Genomic DNA, 16680 nt, shown 5'->3' with positions numbered 1-16680 from the left:
GTTATTCCTCTCTTTCTGCCATGTCTCTTTCTGCCATGTCCTTTTCTACAGGTATTTGGGATAAATTATCATAAATACGGTCCAGAACCTTGCCCATATTCATTAAATCTTCATCGGAAAAGCCCTGAAACATCTTCATTTCTACATTACGGAAATATTCCCGGCTTTTGCTTACCATATCCCTCCCTTTCTCTGTCAGGCACAATTGGTTCATCCGATTATCCTCTTTATCGACGATCCGGGTAATGTAACCTCCTTTTTCCAGTTTCTTTACTGATACCGCTATGGTGGCAGTGGAAACGTAAAGGCGTTTTGCGATCTCCTTTTGCGACACATTGGAATGTTCAGAAAGCATCATTAAAATCTGATGCTGGCTTCGGAATACTCCCGTCTGCTTACCCTGTTCATCTAAAATACACCGGTGCATCTTCATGATCTTCATATATTTTGTCATGACGCTGTGCATGGGTGAGCTCATTCCCATTGATCCTTCCGCTCCAAAATGGCACATGGGTTTCATTTTCACGCCTCCTTTTGTTAGCTTGTTAATAGTTAGCTAATTAACTATATGAAATTATAGCACCGCCTGATTCCCTTTACAATCCTTTTTTTAATGGAATTCAGGCGGCAAAACCTCTTTTTTTTGTTGGTTTTTGATATAAATTCTCAATAATGGTTTAAAAAAGCTTCAGCTCCTGCTGCTCATAGTCCTGACGCCGTTTCAGCGGAATCTGCCTCTCCGCCAGCATATCCCGGAATGCTTCTTTGTCCCAAAGCCAGTCCCTGATCTCTTCTTCTTCCAGTATCAGAGGCATCCGGTCATGAACCGGTGCCACAGAAGAATTGGCGTTGGTTGTGAGAATTACGAAACGGTCTTCCTCAGCCCGCTGATAAAAGCCAGCCAGAAACATGGTTGGATGATGTTCCCTGTAAAAGGCCGCCTTTTCCTTGTTTTTACTCCATTCATAAAATCCGCTGCATGGTATGACTGCCCTGCGTAAGAGAATACTTTCACGAAACATGGGTTTTTGAAGCACAGACTCCGATCTGGCATTAAAAATCACACCTTTTTTCTGAAAGCTCTCAAATCCGAAGCGCTGCCGGGCAGGCATTACCTGACGGTCCCTGCTGATAAGAACCATTGCCTGGCTGGTGGGATAAACGTCGCCGGTAAGGCGCTCTCTGTTTATTTTATTGTCAATTTCTTTTACCAGCTGTTCAATTTCCCGTGCTGTCTCATCATCCACATAATACCTTCCGCACATGCCATTCTCCCTGTATTTTATTTTGGTAATATCATAACCCATTTGCAGGCTTCCATGTAAAAAATCAGCTTAAATTCATGGCGTATTCCTCCGATTATGGCTTCGCACCCATATTCTTTGGAAGGAATTCCTGAATAAATTTTATTTTCGCTATGTTTTACCGTAATTTCCCTTACCGTCTGGATCTCTCCGTCATCGCCTTCAAATTTAAAGCTTAACGGTCTTAGATTACAGCTGGCTGTAAACCACGCCTTACAGGCTATATGATACATTTTACCTTTTATTTCTCCGCTGTCAATCGCCTCTGCATTGATCCCGATTCCAAAAGTGGACATCCTTCTCACTTCCTGTTTTTATAAAATAGTCTGTCTGCTGTAATCCACAGTCCTTTTTTCCCTGCTGATTCCGCCTCCCATATGATCCAGACAGCGTGCCGCCGTATTCTGTGGTGATGTTAAAAAAGAGGCTCTTATAATAGAATCATTGCCGAACCGTTTTCTGATCTCATCCACGGTCTGATCAAGGCGCTGCTGTTTTTCATAATCCCCTGTATCAAACAGGCCAAGCTGCCGGTCACTCCCCTTTGTAATCCGGGTTGTGTGAATTCCAAGGTGACGGACCGGCTGTCCATCCCATGCCTCATCAAATACCTGGCAGGCTGTCTGAACGATCTCTTCTGTTATATTAGTAGGGGAAGAAAGAATGGTCTGATGGCTGTAATAGTGAAAATCCCAGTCCTTGATTCCAACAGATAACACTCCGGCCCGGACGTTATCCGACCGAAGTCTTGCGGCCAGGGTTTCCGCAAGAGATAACAGCACCAGATGGGCATGTTCCTTATCTGCTACATCAAAGGCAATGGTGGTGCTGTTTCCGTATCCTTTGTTGGGCGGCGGAACTGGTTCTACCGCTGAAAAATCCAGTCCATTGGCAAAGCACCAGATCACCTCTCCCATCTTGCCAAAATGGCTTTTTATGAGACCAGGGTCGGTTTCCGCCAGATCTTTGATTGTTTTTATTCCCAGCTGGCTAAGCTTGCGAAACGTAGCCCTGCCTACAAAAAACAGTTCACTGACTGGCAATGGCCAGAGTTTTTCCTGGATTTCTCCGGTCCACAGCGTATGAACCCGGTCCGGCTTTTTAAAATCCGAAGCCATCTTTGCCAGGACTTTATTATCAGCAATCCCAATATTAACGGTAAAGCCCAGCTCTTCTCTGATTCTCCTCCCGATTTCCAAAGCTGCTTTTTCGGGTTCTCCAAACAATGCTTCCATTCCCGTCATATCCATGTATGCCTCATCAATGGAATATTGCTCCACTGTGGGTGAATACTCCTTTAAAATGCGGATAAAGCTTTGGGAAGAGCGCTGGTACAAATTATAATTGGGTGGAACCAGTAAAAGTCCGGGACACTTCTGGAGCGCCTCCGTAACGGACTGACCGGTGTGGATGCCATACTTCTTTGCTGGGATGCTCTTCGCCAGAATAATTCCATGGCGCATAGTCACATCTCCCCCAACTGCAGACGGCACCAGCCGCAGATCCAGATTTCCCGAGAGATGCTTTAAACGATAAACCGCTTCCCAGCTTAAAAACGCAGAATTTACATCAATATGAAAAATAACCCGATTCATACACTCACCTCTGAATATATGATAACCGAATGTATGTTCGATTAATAGTGGAAATAAAAGGATGTATTTTTATCGGAATACATCCTTTATGCCCTTGGGAATTTCCATAGAATCAGAAAGTTCAAACATCTGATTCCCCAGTTCTATGTACTCCCTGCTGCTGACATCCTTTATCAGTCTTTGTTTCTCATATAATTCATGGATTTTTCCGCTCTTTATACCGAAGCTCTCCGGTGTATGATACTGAAGCTCAAACATCTGCCCCTGTGGTGACCGCAGTATGGTATTAATTCCATTATAGGGATTTTGATTGTCAAGCCAGTAATTCTCAATTTCAACCGTATTATAACCAGAATTTTTGTATATCTCAATGATTTTCAATACTTTTTCTGAAAGCACTTCGGGAGAAATGGTGTAGGTGTAACGCAGTATGTCGTTAATTTCCCACGCCTGCCCCGTCTGGCTGTATTTGCGGTAGAATTTTTTTAAATAAGAGCCCACAGACTTGATCCGGTACTGGGTACCGACCATATTCACACCAGTCTGCTGTGCCACACGTTTTACTTCCGTTGTAATAAGCGGTTCCTGCTTCAGTGCCTGTTTATACCACATTATGCCTTTTATCCACGCTCTTAGTACATTTCTTTCTTTCCTGACTGCTTTCAGGCAGTAATATGGTTCCCTTACCGGCAGGCAATCCCGGTAGTATTTCCCCCTTTGCATCGCTCTGAATTTCCTTTAATATTTTTATAGTACCATTCAGAATATGCAGCCTGCCCTTTAATTGTGTCTGTTTTCTATTTTGTTCAAGTGAAAAGCGGAAGCCGGTACCACCTGACTTCCGCTTGTTTTAACTACAATCGTCGCCGCTGCAGTTCCCATTACAGTTATTCCAGCAAGATTCGAAAAAGCAGTTCAACGTTCACACCTTTTAGTTAATACACTTAGGTATTTAAATGTTCCTGACAGCAAAGAGCTTTCTGCGACGTAAAAGTTTCACTAGCCATTTGTGTGTTTTGATTTATCTGCTGTACACTTTATTATATGGAATGCAGAGACAAGATGTGAACCGGCCCAAAAAGGGTTCCGGCTCCTGAAAATCCCCTTTTAATCTTCCTTATTTTTAAAAATAATACGAAAGATGGGGAAAAAGACCCAGAATGAAACAGCTGAATTAATCAGCATTGTAATCACATCTGCCATAGTTTCACCGCTCCTGCCTAAATGTAACCTGTTCATAAAGAGATCATAGACCGGAGCCTTATAAAGTCCCTGCAGGGCAGCAGCACCGATGGTAATGATCACGTAGGCGATCACATACCACACGGCAGCCTTAAAAATACTGTTATTGGCTTTGAATGTCACATTTCTCTGAAGAAAGAAATTGATCACCTGTGCAATTGCCATGGTAATTTCCACTGCCAGAAAGTATGCAAGTCCTCCGCCTCCGCCCATGGAAAGAGTTCCTGCCCCGTAATTAAAAATATAGTAGGGAGAGCCATCTAAGTTGGAACCGATGTGGCCGATCTGGAAACTGGTATTTACAAGAGCGGTCATTTCAAATACATTCCTGAAAACCGGCATTAAAATCATCTGCAGAACCGTAACCCCGTTGGATACCATAAAAAATATTATAAATTGTGCCATTGCGGGATGTCTGCCTGCAAACGACTTCCACCCTCTTTTTAAACCTGTCAGCATTTCATCACTCCAATCTATTTCCCGGACAGCTTCTTTTCATAAATCCTGTTTGCTTTTGCATTGGAGAAAAAGCCTCCGATCAATTTTTTTATCCCTTTGAGGAAATGTCCGTTAACAATAAGAACCATTCCCTCTGCCATTTCCATGCTGACCACGCCATTTGTCATTTTTGCAATTCCCCGAAACGGCATGCTGTAAATAAAAAGGAGGTTCAAATCCGGTTTCCCCTTTGCTTCACTTTTATTTTTCAGTCCCGTCAAAACGGCATAAATAAATCTTGCCAGCCGGCTCTTTGCATAGTACATCTGGCAGAATGCATCATTGATTCCCAGCTCTCCCCTCCATTTCCCATTTGGAATGGGGTGTCCTAACAGCGTCTCAAATTCTTCTGCGGATACATCGGCAATTTGCCCGGAATAATAAGATTTCATTTTTTCCGGTGCATATGGCAGTACCTCGGTGGTACCCGAACGAGTAAGCGTCCCGCTTAATCTTATATCTTCCACGCTGGCTCCAATGGATATGGTATAATCTCCTTTTTCCACTTCAAAGCGTTCTGTCACCACATTCCAGTACCGGAACGTCTTGTCGTCGAAGGGGATCTCCACTGTCTTACTCTCCCCTGCTTTTAAATCAACCTTTACAAAGCCTTTTAATTCTTTTACCGGACGGAAAATTGTTTTCTTAAGCCCGCCTACATAGAGCTGGGCCACCTCTTTCCCATCCCGGTCCCCCTTGTTGCTGATGGTAAAACAAACACGGTCTTCCAATAACTGCAGACCGGAATACTCAAATGTTGTGTAGGACAATCCGAATCCAAAGGGATAACGAACGGGGATCCCTGCCGTATTGTAATACCGGTAACCCACAAAGATCCCTTCCCTGTATTCTGCACAGCGTTCCTTCCCCGGAAAATAACGATATGCGGGGGTATCCGTAAGGTTCATGGGATAGCTTTCTGCCAACCGGCCGGAGGGATTAACCTCACCGGTTATGACAGATATCATGGCTCCGGCACCTGCCTGACCACCTAAGTAACCATGAAGAATGGATTTACAACAGGACTGCCACGGCAATTCTATTACAGCTCCTGCACTTAAAACTCCCACAATGTTGGGATTAACCCTGGCCAGATCTTTCAGCAGGCTGATCTGGTTGCCTGGTATTTCCAGATGGGTCCGTCCTGCCCCTCGGATTCACTGAGTTCATCAAGCCCGAAACAGTAAAGAACTGCATCGGCTTTTGCCGCCAGGGCAAGCGCCTGGTTTTTCAGCGTTTCATTCTCTTTGCCGTTTCGTTCGTATCCTTTGGAACACCCTACCAAATTTAAGGGGGCACTCTTTATCACTGACTCAATGGTCTCCAGTGACAGCGGATTTACAATGGAAGATCCTGCCCCCTGATAACGGGGGATAAATGCAAAATCTCCGATTACGGCTACCTTACAACCAGAATTTAACGGAAGCAGACCATCGTCATTTTTAAGAAGTACAATGCTTTCCAAAGATGCCTTTCTTGCCAGTTCATGGTGGGCTTCTTTGTCAAAGGATTTCTTTTTATTTTGGGGAGCTGCTGTAAGATCCAGAACAGCATCTAATAAATCATCCACACAGGAATCCAGTTCCTCCATGGCAAGTGTGCCGTTTTCTACCGCCGCTAACAGCTCTCTTGCAGAACCAAGCCCTGGTGCCGGCATCTCTAAATTAGAACCGGCCAAAACTCCCTCCACATGGCTGTTGGAACCGCCCCAGTCCGTGATGACAATTCCGTCAAATTTCCAGTCAGTTCGCAGAATATCCTTTAGCAGATGCTTATTCTCATTGGCATAAACCCCATTGACTGCGTTGTAGCTGGTCATAATGGACTTTGCTCCGCCTTCTTTTACCGCAATTTCAAAGCCTTCCAGATAAATCTCTCTCAGTGTCCGTTCGTCAAGGACGGAATCAACGGACATCCGAAGCCGCTCCTGGCTGTTGACTGCAAAATGCTTGTGGCAGGCGTAAACTCCCTCACCTTGGATTCCCCTGATATAGGCCGCTGCCATCTTACCTGACAAAAGAGGATCTTCTGAAAAATATTCAAAATTTCTTCCGCAAAGTGGACTTCGTTTGATGTTCAGCCCTGGCCCCAGCAGGACATTTACATCCTGGCTGGAAGCCTCTTCTCCAAGGGCCTTTCCGATTTCCTCTGCAAGATCCTCATCCCAGCTGTTTGCCACTGTGGCAGCTGTGGGGAAACAGGTCGCCGGCAGGGAGGCATTGAGTCCTAAATGATCCCCTGCACCGGCCTGTTTACGGACTCCATGGGGTCCATCCGCACAAAATATGGAAGGAATTCCAAGCCGGTCGATATTTCTGGACTGCCAGACGTTTTTTCCGCTTAAGAAAGCCGCCTTTTCCTCCATTGTCATTTTTCGGATGATATCCTCATGTTTCATTCTGTCATTCCTTCCTTTTCCAGCCGCTTTTTGTAGTTTTTAATAATTCTAATCTCTAAAATTATGATTCCTGCTGCCAGAATTACATCAATGATAATTGCTGCAATCTGCCACATCAGCAGGCTTACATTTGCATTGTTTCCTTCATAGGCACGGCTGTTTACTACTGTATACATAATATTTTTACTGGATTTTCTCATGGCATTTAAGCTGGTAGCGCTGGTCTTGTCTTTTACATGATTTGTTTCCGTATCATAGGCAACTAACATGGCGTCATTACCGTTGCGGATCTCCTGATCTGCATTCTGGAATCCATAACCTCCAAAATAATCGGTAAGAACAAATCCCTGAAATCCCCATTCATCACGCAGAACTGTATTAAGCAGCGTATTATTGGCACCGGAATACACGGTTCCTATATAATTAAAGGAGGACATAACTGCCTTTGCGTGACCTTCTTTTACCGCGATTTCAAAAGGCTTTAGATAAATCTCACGGATTGCCTGCTCATTGGACCAGGTACATAGCATATTAAGACGGTTGGTTTCCTGGTCGTTTAATGCAAAATGTTTGATATATGCGTAAACTCCGTGCTTTTCGGCTCCAGCCACCGCTTTGGCTGCCATCTGTCCGGAAAGTACACCGTCCTCAGAATAGTACTCGAAGTTACGGCCGGCAAATGCACAGCGGTGGATATTCATGGCCGGCGCATACCAGCCGGACACCTTCATTTCATCCGCCATCTTACCGATCTTCTCTCCAAAAGCCTCTGCAATATCGTGATTCCAGGTGCTGGCAATCATAACAGCAGATGGAAAACCGATGGACCCGGTTCCGGTAAAGTTGTTATTGATGGAAGCAGGGCCGTCACAGTCTACGGTTCCAACTTTATTTACACTTTTTGCCTCTGAGGTCTGATAACCTCCGATTGCAGTCAGCGCATCCATATCACTCACAGTCAGCTGGTCAAGCAGCTTCTCCCACTTGGGGTCATCAAAGGACAGTCCCCGCATATCAGCAAGCTTTATCCCGTTCTTTGCTCCTGTTACCGGCATGGGATCACTGTCATTGTTGTGGGCTGCCGGATCGTAATTGCTGTTGTTTACAAAGGTTTTTTTGTATTTCTCCGGCATGCTCATATTTTTTGGTGCTGCCGTGGCTTTTTCATAGTTGGCAAATCCATCTGCGCGGGAAAGATAGGTCAGATCTCCGCTGGCATCTTTAAACTGATTTACTGCAACTGCCTTATCTGAAGTACGTGGTGCGGACTCATTATATATCACATTCTCTGGTACATGATAATTCTGTTCTGCAATGATATTGTGGGAATCAGACCGGATGGATATGCCATAATCACCGGATTCCAATACATAGCAGCCATTTACATCCTCATCAAAGGAAGCCATGTCTTCCGCCTGAACGGAGATCTTGATGGTCTGGGAGTCCCCTGGTTTTAAAACATCGGTTTTATCAAATGCGATCAGATTCGCGGAAGCTTTTTCAATTCCCTTATTGGTATAAGGCGGATTGTAATAGACCTCCACTACATCCTTACCCGGATTTTTCCCTGTGTTGGTTACTGTCACATCAAATGAGATTGTTCCGTCCTGTTCTGTTAATTGCCCCATTTCCTGCTGAAAGGACGTATAGGACAATCCATAGCCAAAGGGATAGATCACCTCTTTTTTATATTCAATCAGTCCTTCTGCTGCTGCCGTCTCGTAGAAACGATAGCCGGTGTAAATACCCTCTGTATAGTTGACAAAACTGGGATAGGTATCCGCTCCTTTAAATGCCTTGCCTTTGAATTCATTCATGTTATCGTAGGTGAAACTTCCAAAGTTATTGTAATTAGGTGCTTTTGTCAAATCAGCCGCAAATGTATCACTTGTTTTTCCTGATGGATTGACGGCACCGCTCATAATCTCACCCAGTCCTTTAAAACCGGACTGACCGGTACCCGGACACCAGAGAACGCCTTTTATCTGGCTGTAATCATTGACAAAGCCAAGTTCCATGGCGTTGGCACCGTTATATACCACAATGACATTGTCAAAGCTTGAGCATACCAGATCCATCAGATTTTTCTCTGTCTTGCTTAACTGCAGATAATGTTCCCCAGGTTCAAAATCCTTGTAATCCTTGGAGTTATCGGTGTATGTAACCTTGCTTACATCTGTGGGAAGATCTGCCCCCTCTCCGCCAACTCGGGTAATGACTACCATAGCCGTATCGGAAAAAGCCTTGGCGTCTTCCATAAGCTTATCGCCATAAGTATCTGCTGCAGGCTCCGGCAGCGTCCAGTCCTGATCAAACATACCAACGATCGGGCGGTCTGTCCGGTATGCCGTATAGAAATCAGTCAGGCTGGTATTCAGTTTAAAGCCCGCATCCGTAAGACCCTGAAGCAGTGATTCCGTCTCATATGCCTTTGACAAAGATCCTGAGCCCGTTCCTCCATAGCATGGGTTTGTGGATGCCCATCCAAATACGTTTAAATTGGAAGAATTCTTTAAGGGAAGAAGGTCTGCATCATTTTTTAAAAGAACAATTCCTTCCCTGGCAATCTCGGTACAAAGAGCGGTTGCTTCATCAGATGTTTCCTGTGAAATAGTACCGCTGCCGGTTGCCAGTGAAATCAAATTGGACATCGGTCCCCAGCAGATTAAGTTTACAACTACAACCAAAGCAAGAAGCATAGCCATAAGACTGTTTTTACGGATCAGATATCTTGTAGACCCTTTCCTCTTTCGACATACCACCATGACTATGACCGCAGCTGCCACAACTACCGCAAAGCCAATGAGATATGGTACACACAGCTTGACGATTTTTAGCACATCATCAATATTGATCTGTAACATTTCTTTCATCCTCCTCCATACATCATTTTTGTAATCTTACTTTAGCACAGTTATGGCGGACCGGACTGCCAATTGCACAACTGGTCGGTTTTTCTGCATGAAAAGCAGTGCCGCCTGTCCGGGTGGATAGGCGGCACTGCCGGATTATTTACTTAATCCTCTCTGGGAAGTGGAATGACTACATTCAGTTTAAACCAGTTATCTTTCGTATCAATGGTCACCCAGCCATTGTATTTTTTAACCGTATATTTAATGCTTTTAATGCCATATCCATGATACTCCTTGTTGGCCTTAGTGGTCGCTGGCTGATTATTCTCAAACTGAATATTTCCTTCAAAATAATTCTCAAACCGCAGAACAACAAAGTCTTTTTTTGATAGAACTTCCACGTGAATCAGCCGCTTTTCCTTTTCTTCGATTTGTATGGCACATTCAATGGCGTTATCCAACGCATTTCCAAGAATGGTGCAAATGTCCATCACATGGATGAAATTTAACAGCTTTCCATCCACCACAGAAGTCAGCTCGATCTCATGTCTCTGACAGGTCATACTTTTCCCGGTGAGTATGGTGTCCACCACGGAATTACCTGTTTTGTTCTGGGCTTCATAAGTACGGATCTCGCTTTCCATTTCGTCTAAGAATGCCAGACGTTTCTCCGAGTCCTGTTCTGCCCTTAAAACGGCGATCTGATGTTTTAAATCATGGTATTTCCGGTTGACCATCTCGATGCTTTCCCCGGATTTGCGGTACTGGGAATACTGGCTCTGCAGGATGTTACGCATAGCCTCTAAATCGTATTTTACCTGCATCTCCTGTCTTAATATGTGATACGCAAAAAGAATGACAAGGCCGCTTAGATCCACCAGAGTCCTGATGTTAAAGATCTCTTTTGTAATCTGGCTGCTGAATGGGGAATTGGAATAAACAAAGCTTAAATTGCTGACAAAAAATACAGTTGCACCGGTAGCGGTCACAAACAGCAGTTCTTTCAGCGTAATCGTTTCCTTCCGGATATGTTTCCTCTCCAAAAAATAAGCGCCTCCAAATACAGCTCCGAAGACGATGAAAAAAACAAGAATGTTAAGCCACATCTCAGATATCTGGGTACTTAATACGGCATTATAATAAAGCTGCCACTCTAAAGATGCGGTAAATTCTGCCAGAATAAAAGACCGGACACAGTAATACCCTGCACTGCCCGCCGTAACCTCACAGGTGATCATAAAATATGCCTGCATCAGGCCGATTGCCAGAAGCATTCCGGGAATCCACAGTGACTTGGGAAATGTGCCTGCTGCCAGCTGTATCCCGCATTGCAAAAGGCAGGCAGCACACATAACTGCAGCCAGGGAAGGCCCTTTCAATTTCCTTTTCAGATTCAAAACATAGATGGTGCATGCAGCCCATTCCGCAATCCCTGTGTACAGCCTCGGAATCTCTGTCAGCGCAATATGGTTCATTATAAAGCCCCTCCCAGATAATTGGTCAGTTCCTCCATAAACTCCTTTTTCCTGGTTCTGCTGATGGTCAGCCGGGCTCCCTTCATCAGTACGCAGCCCTCCTGCACGCTTTCCACATGTTCCAGGTTTAAAAGATATCCTTTACTACAGCGGAAGAAATTTAACCCCTTCAGTCTTTCCTCCACCTCTTTCATTGCCCCAAAGGTCACATACTCCCCTGTCAGTGTATGAAAAATAAGACGGTGTCCCAGACTCTCAATATAATAAATATCCGGCAGATACAGTTTCACCGTACCTCCCTTTATATTAACTGCCATATATTTTTTCACATTCCGGTTGATACGACCGATTACCTTATCAAGTCTCTGGGAAAAGGAAAAATAGGAAACGGGTTTTAATACATAATCGGTTGCCCCGACAGTGTAACCCTTAATGGCATACTGTGCCATATTGGTGATAAAAATAAGAATCACCTCCGGATCTTTTTCCCGGATCAGCTGTGCTGCCGTCATCCCGTCCATAAATCTCATCTCAATATCCAGTAAAATAATATCGTACTCTGCTTTATAATTTTCAACGATTTCATCTCCGTCAGAAAAAGTGAGAATGCTAAACATCTCATTTCGCTCGTTCTGATACCGGAGTAAATATTCCTTTAGCTGTAATACACTCTCTGCATCATCATCCACGATTGCAATTCGAATCATACCTCTCTCCTCCAGTGGTTTAATCAATACATATCTTTAAGGATACACCAATTTTTTCCAGCTGGCAATCAATTTGGATTATGATTCATTGGCAAAAAAATAAGAGATACCAATCGGTACCTCTCATAAAATTTTTCTTATTTTGTCCTAGATATCAGAAATTCTTTTAAATCCGTGATAGACATCTTCTGCTGATCCAGAATGGAAGATACTTCCTTAAACTGTTCCAGACTGATCTTTTCCTGGATTTCCTTTTCTTTTTCTATTAATTCAGTAATTGAATTCTTATGCTGCTGAATTGATTCCTGTACGTCTGCCAATTCCTTTTGAAGCTTTTCCAGTGATGATTTTCTTACTCCTCTAGCCATATTTAAGTCTCCTTGCTGATTCTGGTATTCTGTCCATATATTAACAATTATTGGAGTAAAAATCAATATTATTTCCATAAAATGGAATTGGTAATTTTTTCCATCTGTTTTAACAAAATGTTCTCTTAACAATTGGGTTCGGATGACCATGTTTCATCAAGTTGATTTCCTTTAAATACACGTCTTAAACCATTGGACTTTTGCATATAAACATCCTCATCGGGATAATAACAGGTATCCTCATTCTCTTTTGTTCCCACATCAAGAATTACCAGCGCTTCATTACCGGAATTAAAGAATGTATGAGCGATGTTTTTCCCCGCCGGTTTTGCAATAAAATCATCTTTTCCCACTTCCTGTTCCTGTCCATTTAACCGTAAAGTTCCTTTTCCGGATAAGATCAGAAAAAACTCCTCCTGTTGTGAATGGCTATGGTATTTGGTGCTGAATGCCCCCGGAGGAACGTAATCAATATTTACATAAAGTTTCTGGCTTCCTGCTGCATCCCCTAGTGATTTGGTAACCAGTCCGGCTTCATCGTTCCAAATAAACTGCTTTGATAATTTTTCTATATTCATTTTTATATCTCTCCATTCTGACCTGATTTTTCCATTATAATATCTTTGCATTGATTAAATAACGAAAATCTCCTGATTGCCGCATCAATGGCTTCATCCATCCTTTTCGTCCGTTTCACATCTGGCTCAAACCATATATTTTTTACCAGCAATGTCTGTTTTTTCGTATCAGCAGATGCCTCAATTCTGCCAATAAAACGATCACCGTAAATGACTGGCAGCACATAGTGACCGTATCTGCGTTTTTCTGCCGGTGTGTAAATCTCCCATTTATAATCAAATCCAAAAAGTGCCTGTATTAATTTTCGATCCCACATTAAATTATCTAATGGTGCAATAAATTCGCATCTTTTTTTCCAGTTTGTGTGATCTTCACACTGTCTGGCAAGGGGAATGTCCTCCACCAGCATATAAAGTTCTTCTTTAATGCCTTCTACATGAACGGCTTCTATCTTCTGTTCCCTGAGAAGCCGGGTAAAGGCGGCGCTTCTCTCCGCTGATTTTAGCCCTCCGATGTTCAGCCATGCATCAGAAGCCCTGTCCCATAACAGACCCACTGAGCCAATTCTGCGTAAAACACGCCACGTCTGATGGTCATGCTCATCCGGGTAAGGCTCGGGGGCTGATAAAATTGTCTTTGGAATACAGTTTTCAATCAGATCATAGTACTTGATGGATCCCACTTTATGATGAACAGCCAGCTCACCGGTAAAATACATATGCTCAAGCACTGCTCTGGACAGTTTGGTACGGCTCCAGTACCAGTCCACCTTATCCGGCATATCAAGATCCCCGGAACACACCGGACCGTGATCTGCGATATGTTTTCTCACCTGCCCCCGAGCCCCACGAACTGTCTCATGACTTCTCTCCCACTGCCGGTGCTGCTCCCGGAAGCGTTCAAAATACGGCCAGTCACCAACTGGAATAATTGATAAGTTTTTATCAAAATAATCGACTAGTACCCGGTCCTGATATAAAAGATGAGAAAGCATTTCTTTAGAGAACCGCTTTATTCGTGACTGCAAAACCAACTCAGCATTTTTACCGCACACATCCACTGGGTCAAACTGGATACATCCTGCCTGACGGATAAATTCCATAATTCCCTGCTTTCCCTCAAACCGGTAGTCTCCAAGCAGACCCTGCTTTAAAAGCAGAAAGCGGCAAGCCTGTCTCTTTGTAAATGATATCATTTCCATCTCTTCCCTCTCTTTGCAAATGTCCCTTATATATGTATTACTCTCAGAAAATACCAGTGTACTTAGCGTAATTACTGATGTAATATAGAAAAAAAACGTAAGGGGTAATACATAATGCCAAATTCATATTTTAACAAAAATAACTCTGATCAGAACGGTCTGGTACTGGGTGTCAGCGTTGGTTTAATCTGTGCTTCAGTAATTAATAATCTATTAATTGGATTAGCAATGGGAATTGTCTTTGGTATGTTATTTCAAAAGGGATTTTTTAGAAAAAAACTGTAATACATAATCAGGATTATTTCCCCATAAACGTTTCCTGAAAAATTGTTTGAAGCAGAGAAACAGGTTCCTGATTCAAATAGATCTGGAGCATCCCTTTGGGTGTCATTTTATATTGCCCCAGGTCGGTTTTATGGGACAATAATGCGGATGCCTCAATATTGATATGATCTTTAAAAGGAATAAGACGGACAAACTTATCTCCCACATAATAGCTTGGTAATGTGGCCCACAGCCGCTCCTCTGCTTCACATGGTATGCTTTCCATAATCTGTTCTCTTATTTTCACAAAGAGCTGCTTTATTTCATCACTGTACTTATTCATATAGTTTTGTATGTCTTCACTCATAAGAAACACCCCCTTTTTAAGTATATTAACTCCAACACCTCCCGCAGTCAAGAAGAGTTACCGGAGCGGTACATGTGATTCCCTTGACTGTCTTTAAATTAGCAAATAGTAGGGATTAAAATACATTTCATAGAATCGGCATGCCTAATCTCATGTTCCGGCGCCATTCAGGAATTTCACTATCATCACCCCAATACTCATCCAACTGTAGAATCTTACCTTGTTCCACTTGAAAAAATGAAACAACATGGAAGGATACCTCAGAAGACCAGATATGAGCTGCAGTAATAATCTGATCACCATTCTGCTCCATTCGTTCCATTTCACCATTCCATCTCCCTGGATATTCACAGTTGGCTTTTATAAATTCTGGAACAGTGAACTGTTCATTTGTACAATGCCAGCGGATTACCCCTTTCTCATGAAAAAATTTCAGAAGCTCATCTGCATTTTGTTTCGCCACATACTTCCAATAAAGATTCATTCTTTTTCTTTCATTCATACTTCATTCCTCCAGTATCAGACTGCCCAAAATTCATTGAACATAAAATCATCTTATCACAGAAAAAAAGACAGCTGTATGTCATGTTTTATAAAGAAAAGGTATTAAAATATTTCAGTAAAACATCATATAAAATAATTTATTTTATGAATAAGCTAATATCACAATAATACGTTATATTCACAAATTTTACACACATCTCACATATTTTCAGCTTTACATAATGATGTTTTTAGGTTATACTTACTATAACTCTTCTTTGGAGCATCGTTTCCCCAATTTCTACGATGCTCTTTTTTTGTCCTCATTTCGTTATGAATCATAATACATAGAGAACTTCTTGAACCTTTCTTCATGAAATGTTATAATCATTTCATTACAAGACAGGAGGTATTATATATGAACTTTACCTACACCCCTAATAAGATTGCACTTTATCATTCAGACAGTAATCTGCTGGCTGAAGTTACATTTCCAGACGTAGATGACAACACGGTTAATATTAATCATACCTTTGTGGATGATTCTCTCAGAGGACAGGGCATCGCAGGTCAGCTGATGAAAGCGGCGGCAGATCATCTGCGATCGGAAGGAAAGAAAGCAGTTCTTACATGCTCCTATGCTATCACCTGGTTTGAAAAGCATCCGGAATATCAGGATTTGCTGAAATAAATAATATAAAAATAGCAGGTCTGATACAACAGATCTGCTATTTTTATATTATGCCTTTATTTTTTCATTTTACCATCTATGAATTTTATGAAGCTTTCTGCATCTCCTTCCATAAAACCTTTTTTATCAAGAGGAATAAACATTCGCCCTTCTATAATAAGTATAATCAAATTTTTAGTCTCTATATGTTTTAAAATATGTTGATACGAAATCTCCCGTTGATTTTTATTTTCTGTAGTAATCAGAATGAGGTCATTAAACTCAACCATGCATTCACAACCATACTTTCCATACATTACCTGCATACGCCGCTGATTTAATTGAATCACTTTTTCCAGCTTGGCAATCAATACTCCTGCCAGAAAAACTGGAGCAACCATATTAAATATGGTCAACACTCCAATGTCGTGCTTCATAAATCTCATGACAAAATTAATAATAATCAACAAGTACACAATTATAAACGAGATTATCAGCTTCCGGTAATAATCCAGCATAACTGCATAATGGTATTCCTTCATGACCTTTTGAGTATGTATACATCGGTTTTTCATCTTTCTCCCCTTGAATCTATATTTTACCTTTTCATTTTATCAACTAAATCTTCAACAATCAATGTAAATTGTACCCCCATATGAGGATAAGCCAGGTAAAAC

17 protein-coding genes and 1 pseudogene are annotated in these 16680 nt (G+C 42.4%); 2 read left to right on the top strand and 16 right to left on the bottom strand.

The genetic code is table 11. From position 1 onward, the window contains the following. Position 1: 1 nt before the first annotated feature. From ACOAOT_RS07370 to ACOAOT_RS07310, 13 genes and pseudogenes are all read right to left on the bottom strand, one after another. The gene (locus ACOAOT_RS07370; RefSeq protein ID WP_420216391.1) at positions 2-520 is read right to left on the bottom strand and encodes a MarR family winged helix-turn-helix transcriptional regulator; all 519 of its coding nucleotides are present in this window, start codon (positions 518-520) and stop codon (positions 2-4) included. A 157-nt stretch (positions 521-677) separates the two neighbouring features. Beyond that, on the bottom strand, positions 678-1307 hold the full coding sequence (locus tag ACOAOT_RS07365) for an SOS response-associated peptidase (protein WP_420216390.1): 630 nt from the start codon (positions 1305-1307) through the stop codon (positions 678-680). After that, positions 1283-1600: a hypothetical protein gene (locus tag ACOAOT_RS07360; protein ID WP_104435797.1), complete on the bottom strand. Its 318-nt coding sequence runs from the start codon at positions 1598-1600 to the stop codon at positions 1283-1285. Before ACOAOT_RS07360 ends, ACOAOT_RS07365 begins: the two co-directional genes overlap by 25 nt. An 18-nt stretch (positions 1601-1618) precedes the next feature. Then, positions 1619-2899: a DNA polymerase Y family protein gene (locus tag ACOAOT_RS07355; protein WP_420216389.1), complete on the bottom strand. Its 1281-nt coding sequence runs from the start codon at positions 2897-2899 to the stop codon at positions 1619-1621. Positions 2900-2968: 69 nt separating this feature from the next. Then, entirely contained in the window at positions 2969-3622 is a 654-nt protein-coding gene (locus tag ACOAOT_RS07350) for a hypothetical protein (RefSeq protein WP_420216388.1), read from the bottom strand. Positions 3623-4006: 384 nt separating this feature from the next. Next, complete coding sequence (locus ACOAOT_RS07345; RefSeq protein WP_420216387.1) at positions 4007-4600, bottom strand: hypothetical protein; 594 nt, start codon at positions 4598-4600, stop codon at positions 4007-4009. 14 nt (positions 4601-4614) lie between these two features. Further along, positions 4615-7037: pseudogene (locus ACOAOT_RS07340) on the bottom strand (beta-glucosidase). Continuing rightward, positions 7034-9901, bottom strand: a complete 2868-nt coding sequence (locus ACOAOT_RS07335) for a glycoside hydrolase family 3 N-terminal domain-containing protein (RefSeq protein ID WP_420216386.1) — start codon at positions 9899-9901, stop codon at positions 7034-7036. Before ACOAOT_RS07335 ends, ACOAOT_RS07340 begins: the two are co-directional and overlap by 4 nt. Before the next feature lie 152 nt (positions 9902-10053). After that, the gene (locus ACOAOT_RS07330) at positions 10054-11364 is read right to left on the bottom strand and encodes an ATP-binding protein (RefSeq protein WP_420216385.1); all 1311 of its coding nucleotides are present in this window, start codon (positions 11362-11364) and stop codon (positions 10054-10056) included. Next, positions 11364-12071 (bottom strand): LytR/AlgR family response regulator transcription factor, encoded by a 708-nt coding sequence (locus ACOAOT_RS07325; protein WP_420216384.1) that lies wholly within the window; start codon positions 12069-12071, stop codon positions 11364-11366. Before ACOAOT_RS07325 ends, ACOAOT_RS07330 begins: the two co-directional genes overlap by 1 nt. Before the next feature lie 137 nt (positions 12072-12208). Next, positions 12209-12439 (bottom strand): hypothetical protein, encoded by a 231-nt coding sequence (locus ACOAOT_RS07320; protein ID WP_420216383.1) that lies wholly within the window; start codon positions 12437-12439, stop codon positions 12209-12211. A gap of 125 nt (positions 12440-12564) precedes the next feature. Further along, positions 12565-13017, bottom strand: a complete 453-nt coding sequence (locus ACOAOT_RS07315; protein ID WP_420216382.1) for a cupin domain-containing protein — start codon at positions 13015-13017, stop codon at positions 12565-12567. 2 nt (positions 13018-13019) lie between these two features. After that, positions 13020-14219, bottom strand: a complete 1200-nt coding sequence (locus ACOAOT_RS07310; RefSeq protein ID WP_420216381.1) for a winged helix-turn-helix domain-containing protein — start codon at positions 14217-14219, stop codon at positions 13020-13022. Between the two features lie 114 nt (positions 14220-14333). On the opposite strand from ACOAOT_RS07310, the gene ACOAOT_RS07305 reads away from it, so the two are divergent. Further along, positions 14334-14504: a hypothetical protein gene (locus ACOAOT_RS07305; protein ID WP_277407248.1), complete on the top strand. Its 171-nt coding sequence runs from the start codon at positions 14334-14336 to the stop codon at positions 14502-14504. 13 nt (positions 14505-14517) lie between these two features. On the opposite strand, the gene ACOAOT_RS07300 is transcribed toward ACOAOT_RS07305, so the two are convergent. Then, entirely contained in the window at positions 14518-14850 is a 333-nt protein-coding gene (locus tag ACOAOT_RS07300) for a DUF1801 domain-containing protein (protein WP_420216380.1), read from the bottom strand. 127 nt (positions 14851-14977) lie between these two features. Next, the gene (locus ACOAOT_RS07295; RefSeq protein ID WP_420216379.1) at positions 14978-15352 is read right to left on the bottom strand and encodes a nuclear transport factor 2-like protein; all 375 of its coding nucleotides are present in this window, start codon (positions 15350-15352) and stop codon (positions 14978-14980) included. A 399-nt stretch (positions 15353-15751) separates the two neighbouring features. Between ACOAOT_RS07295 and ACOAOT_RS07290 the strand changes: the two genes are divergently transcribed. Then, positions 15752-16024 (top strand): GNAT family N-acetyltransferase, encoded by a 273-nt coding sequence (locus ACOAOT_RS07290; protein ID WP_491711666.1) that lies wholly within the window; start codon positions 15752-15754, stop codon positions 16022-16024. Positions 16025-16080: 56 nt separating this feature from the next. Here the strand turns inward: ACOAOT_RS07290 and ACOAOT_RS07285 are convergent, their stop codons facing one another. Next, complete coding sequence (locus ACOAOT_RS07285; protein ID WP_420216378.1) at positions 16081-16578, bottom strand: YcxB family protein; 498 nt, start codon at positions 16576-16578, stop codon at positions 16081-16083. Between the last annotated feature and the right edge of the window lie 102 nt (positions 16579-16680).

This window comes from Lacrimispora struthionigena (assembly GCF_048627165.1).
Lineage (GTDB): Bacteria > Bacillota > Clostridia > Lachnospirales > Lachnospiraceae > Lacrimispora.
Note: the sequence above shows the minus strand (reverse complement) of the source record. Positions and strands in the feature narration are given on the sequence as shown.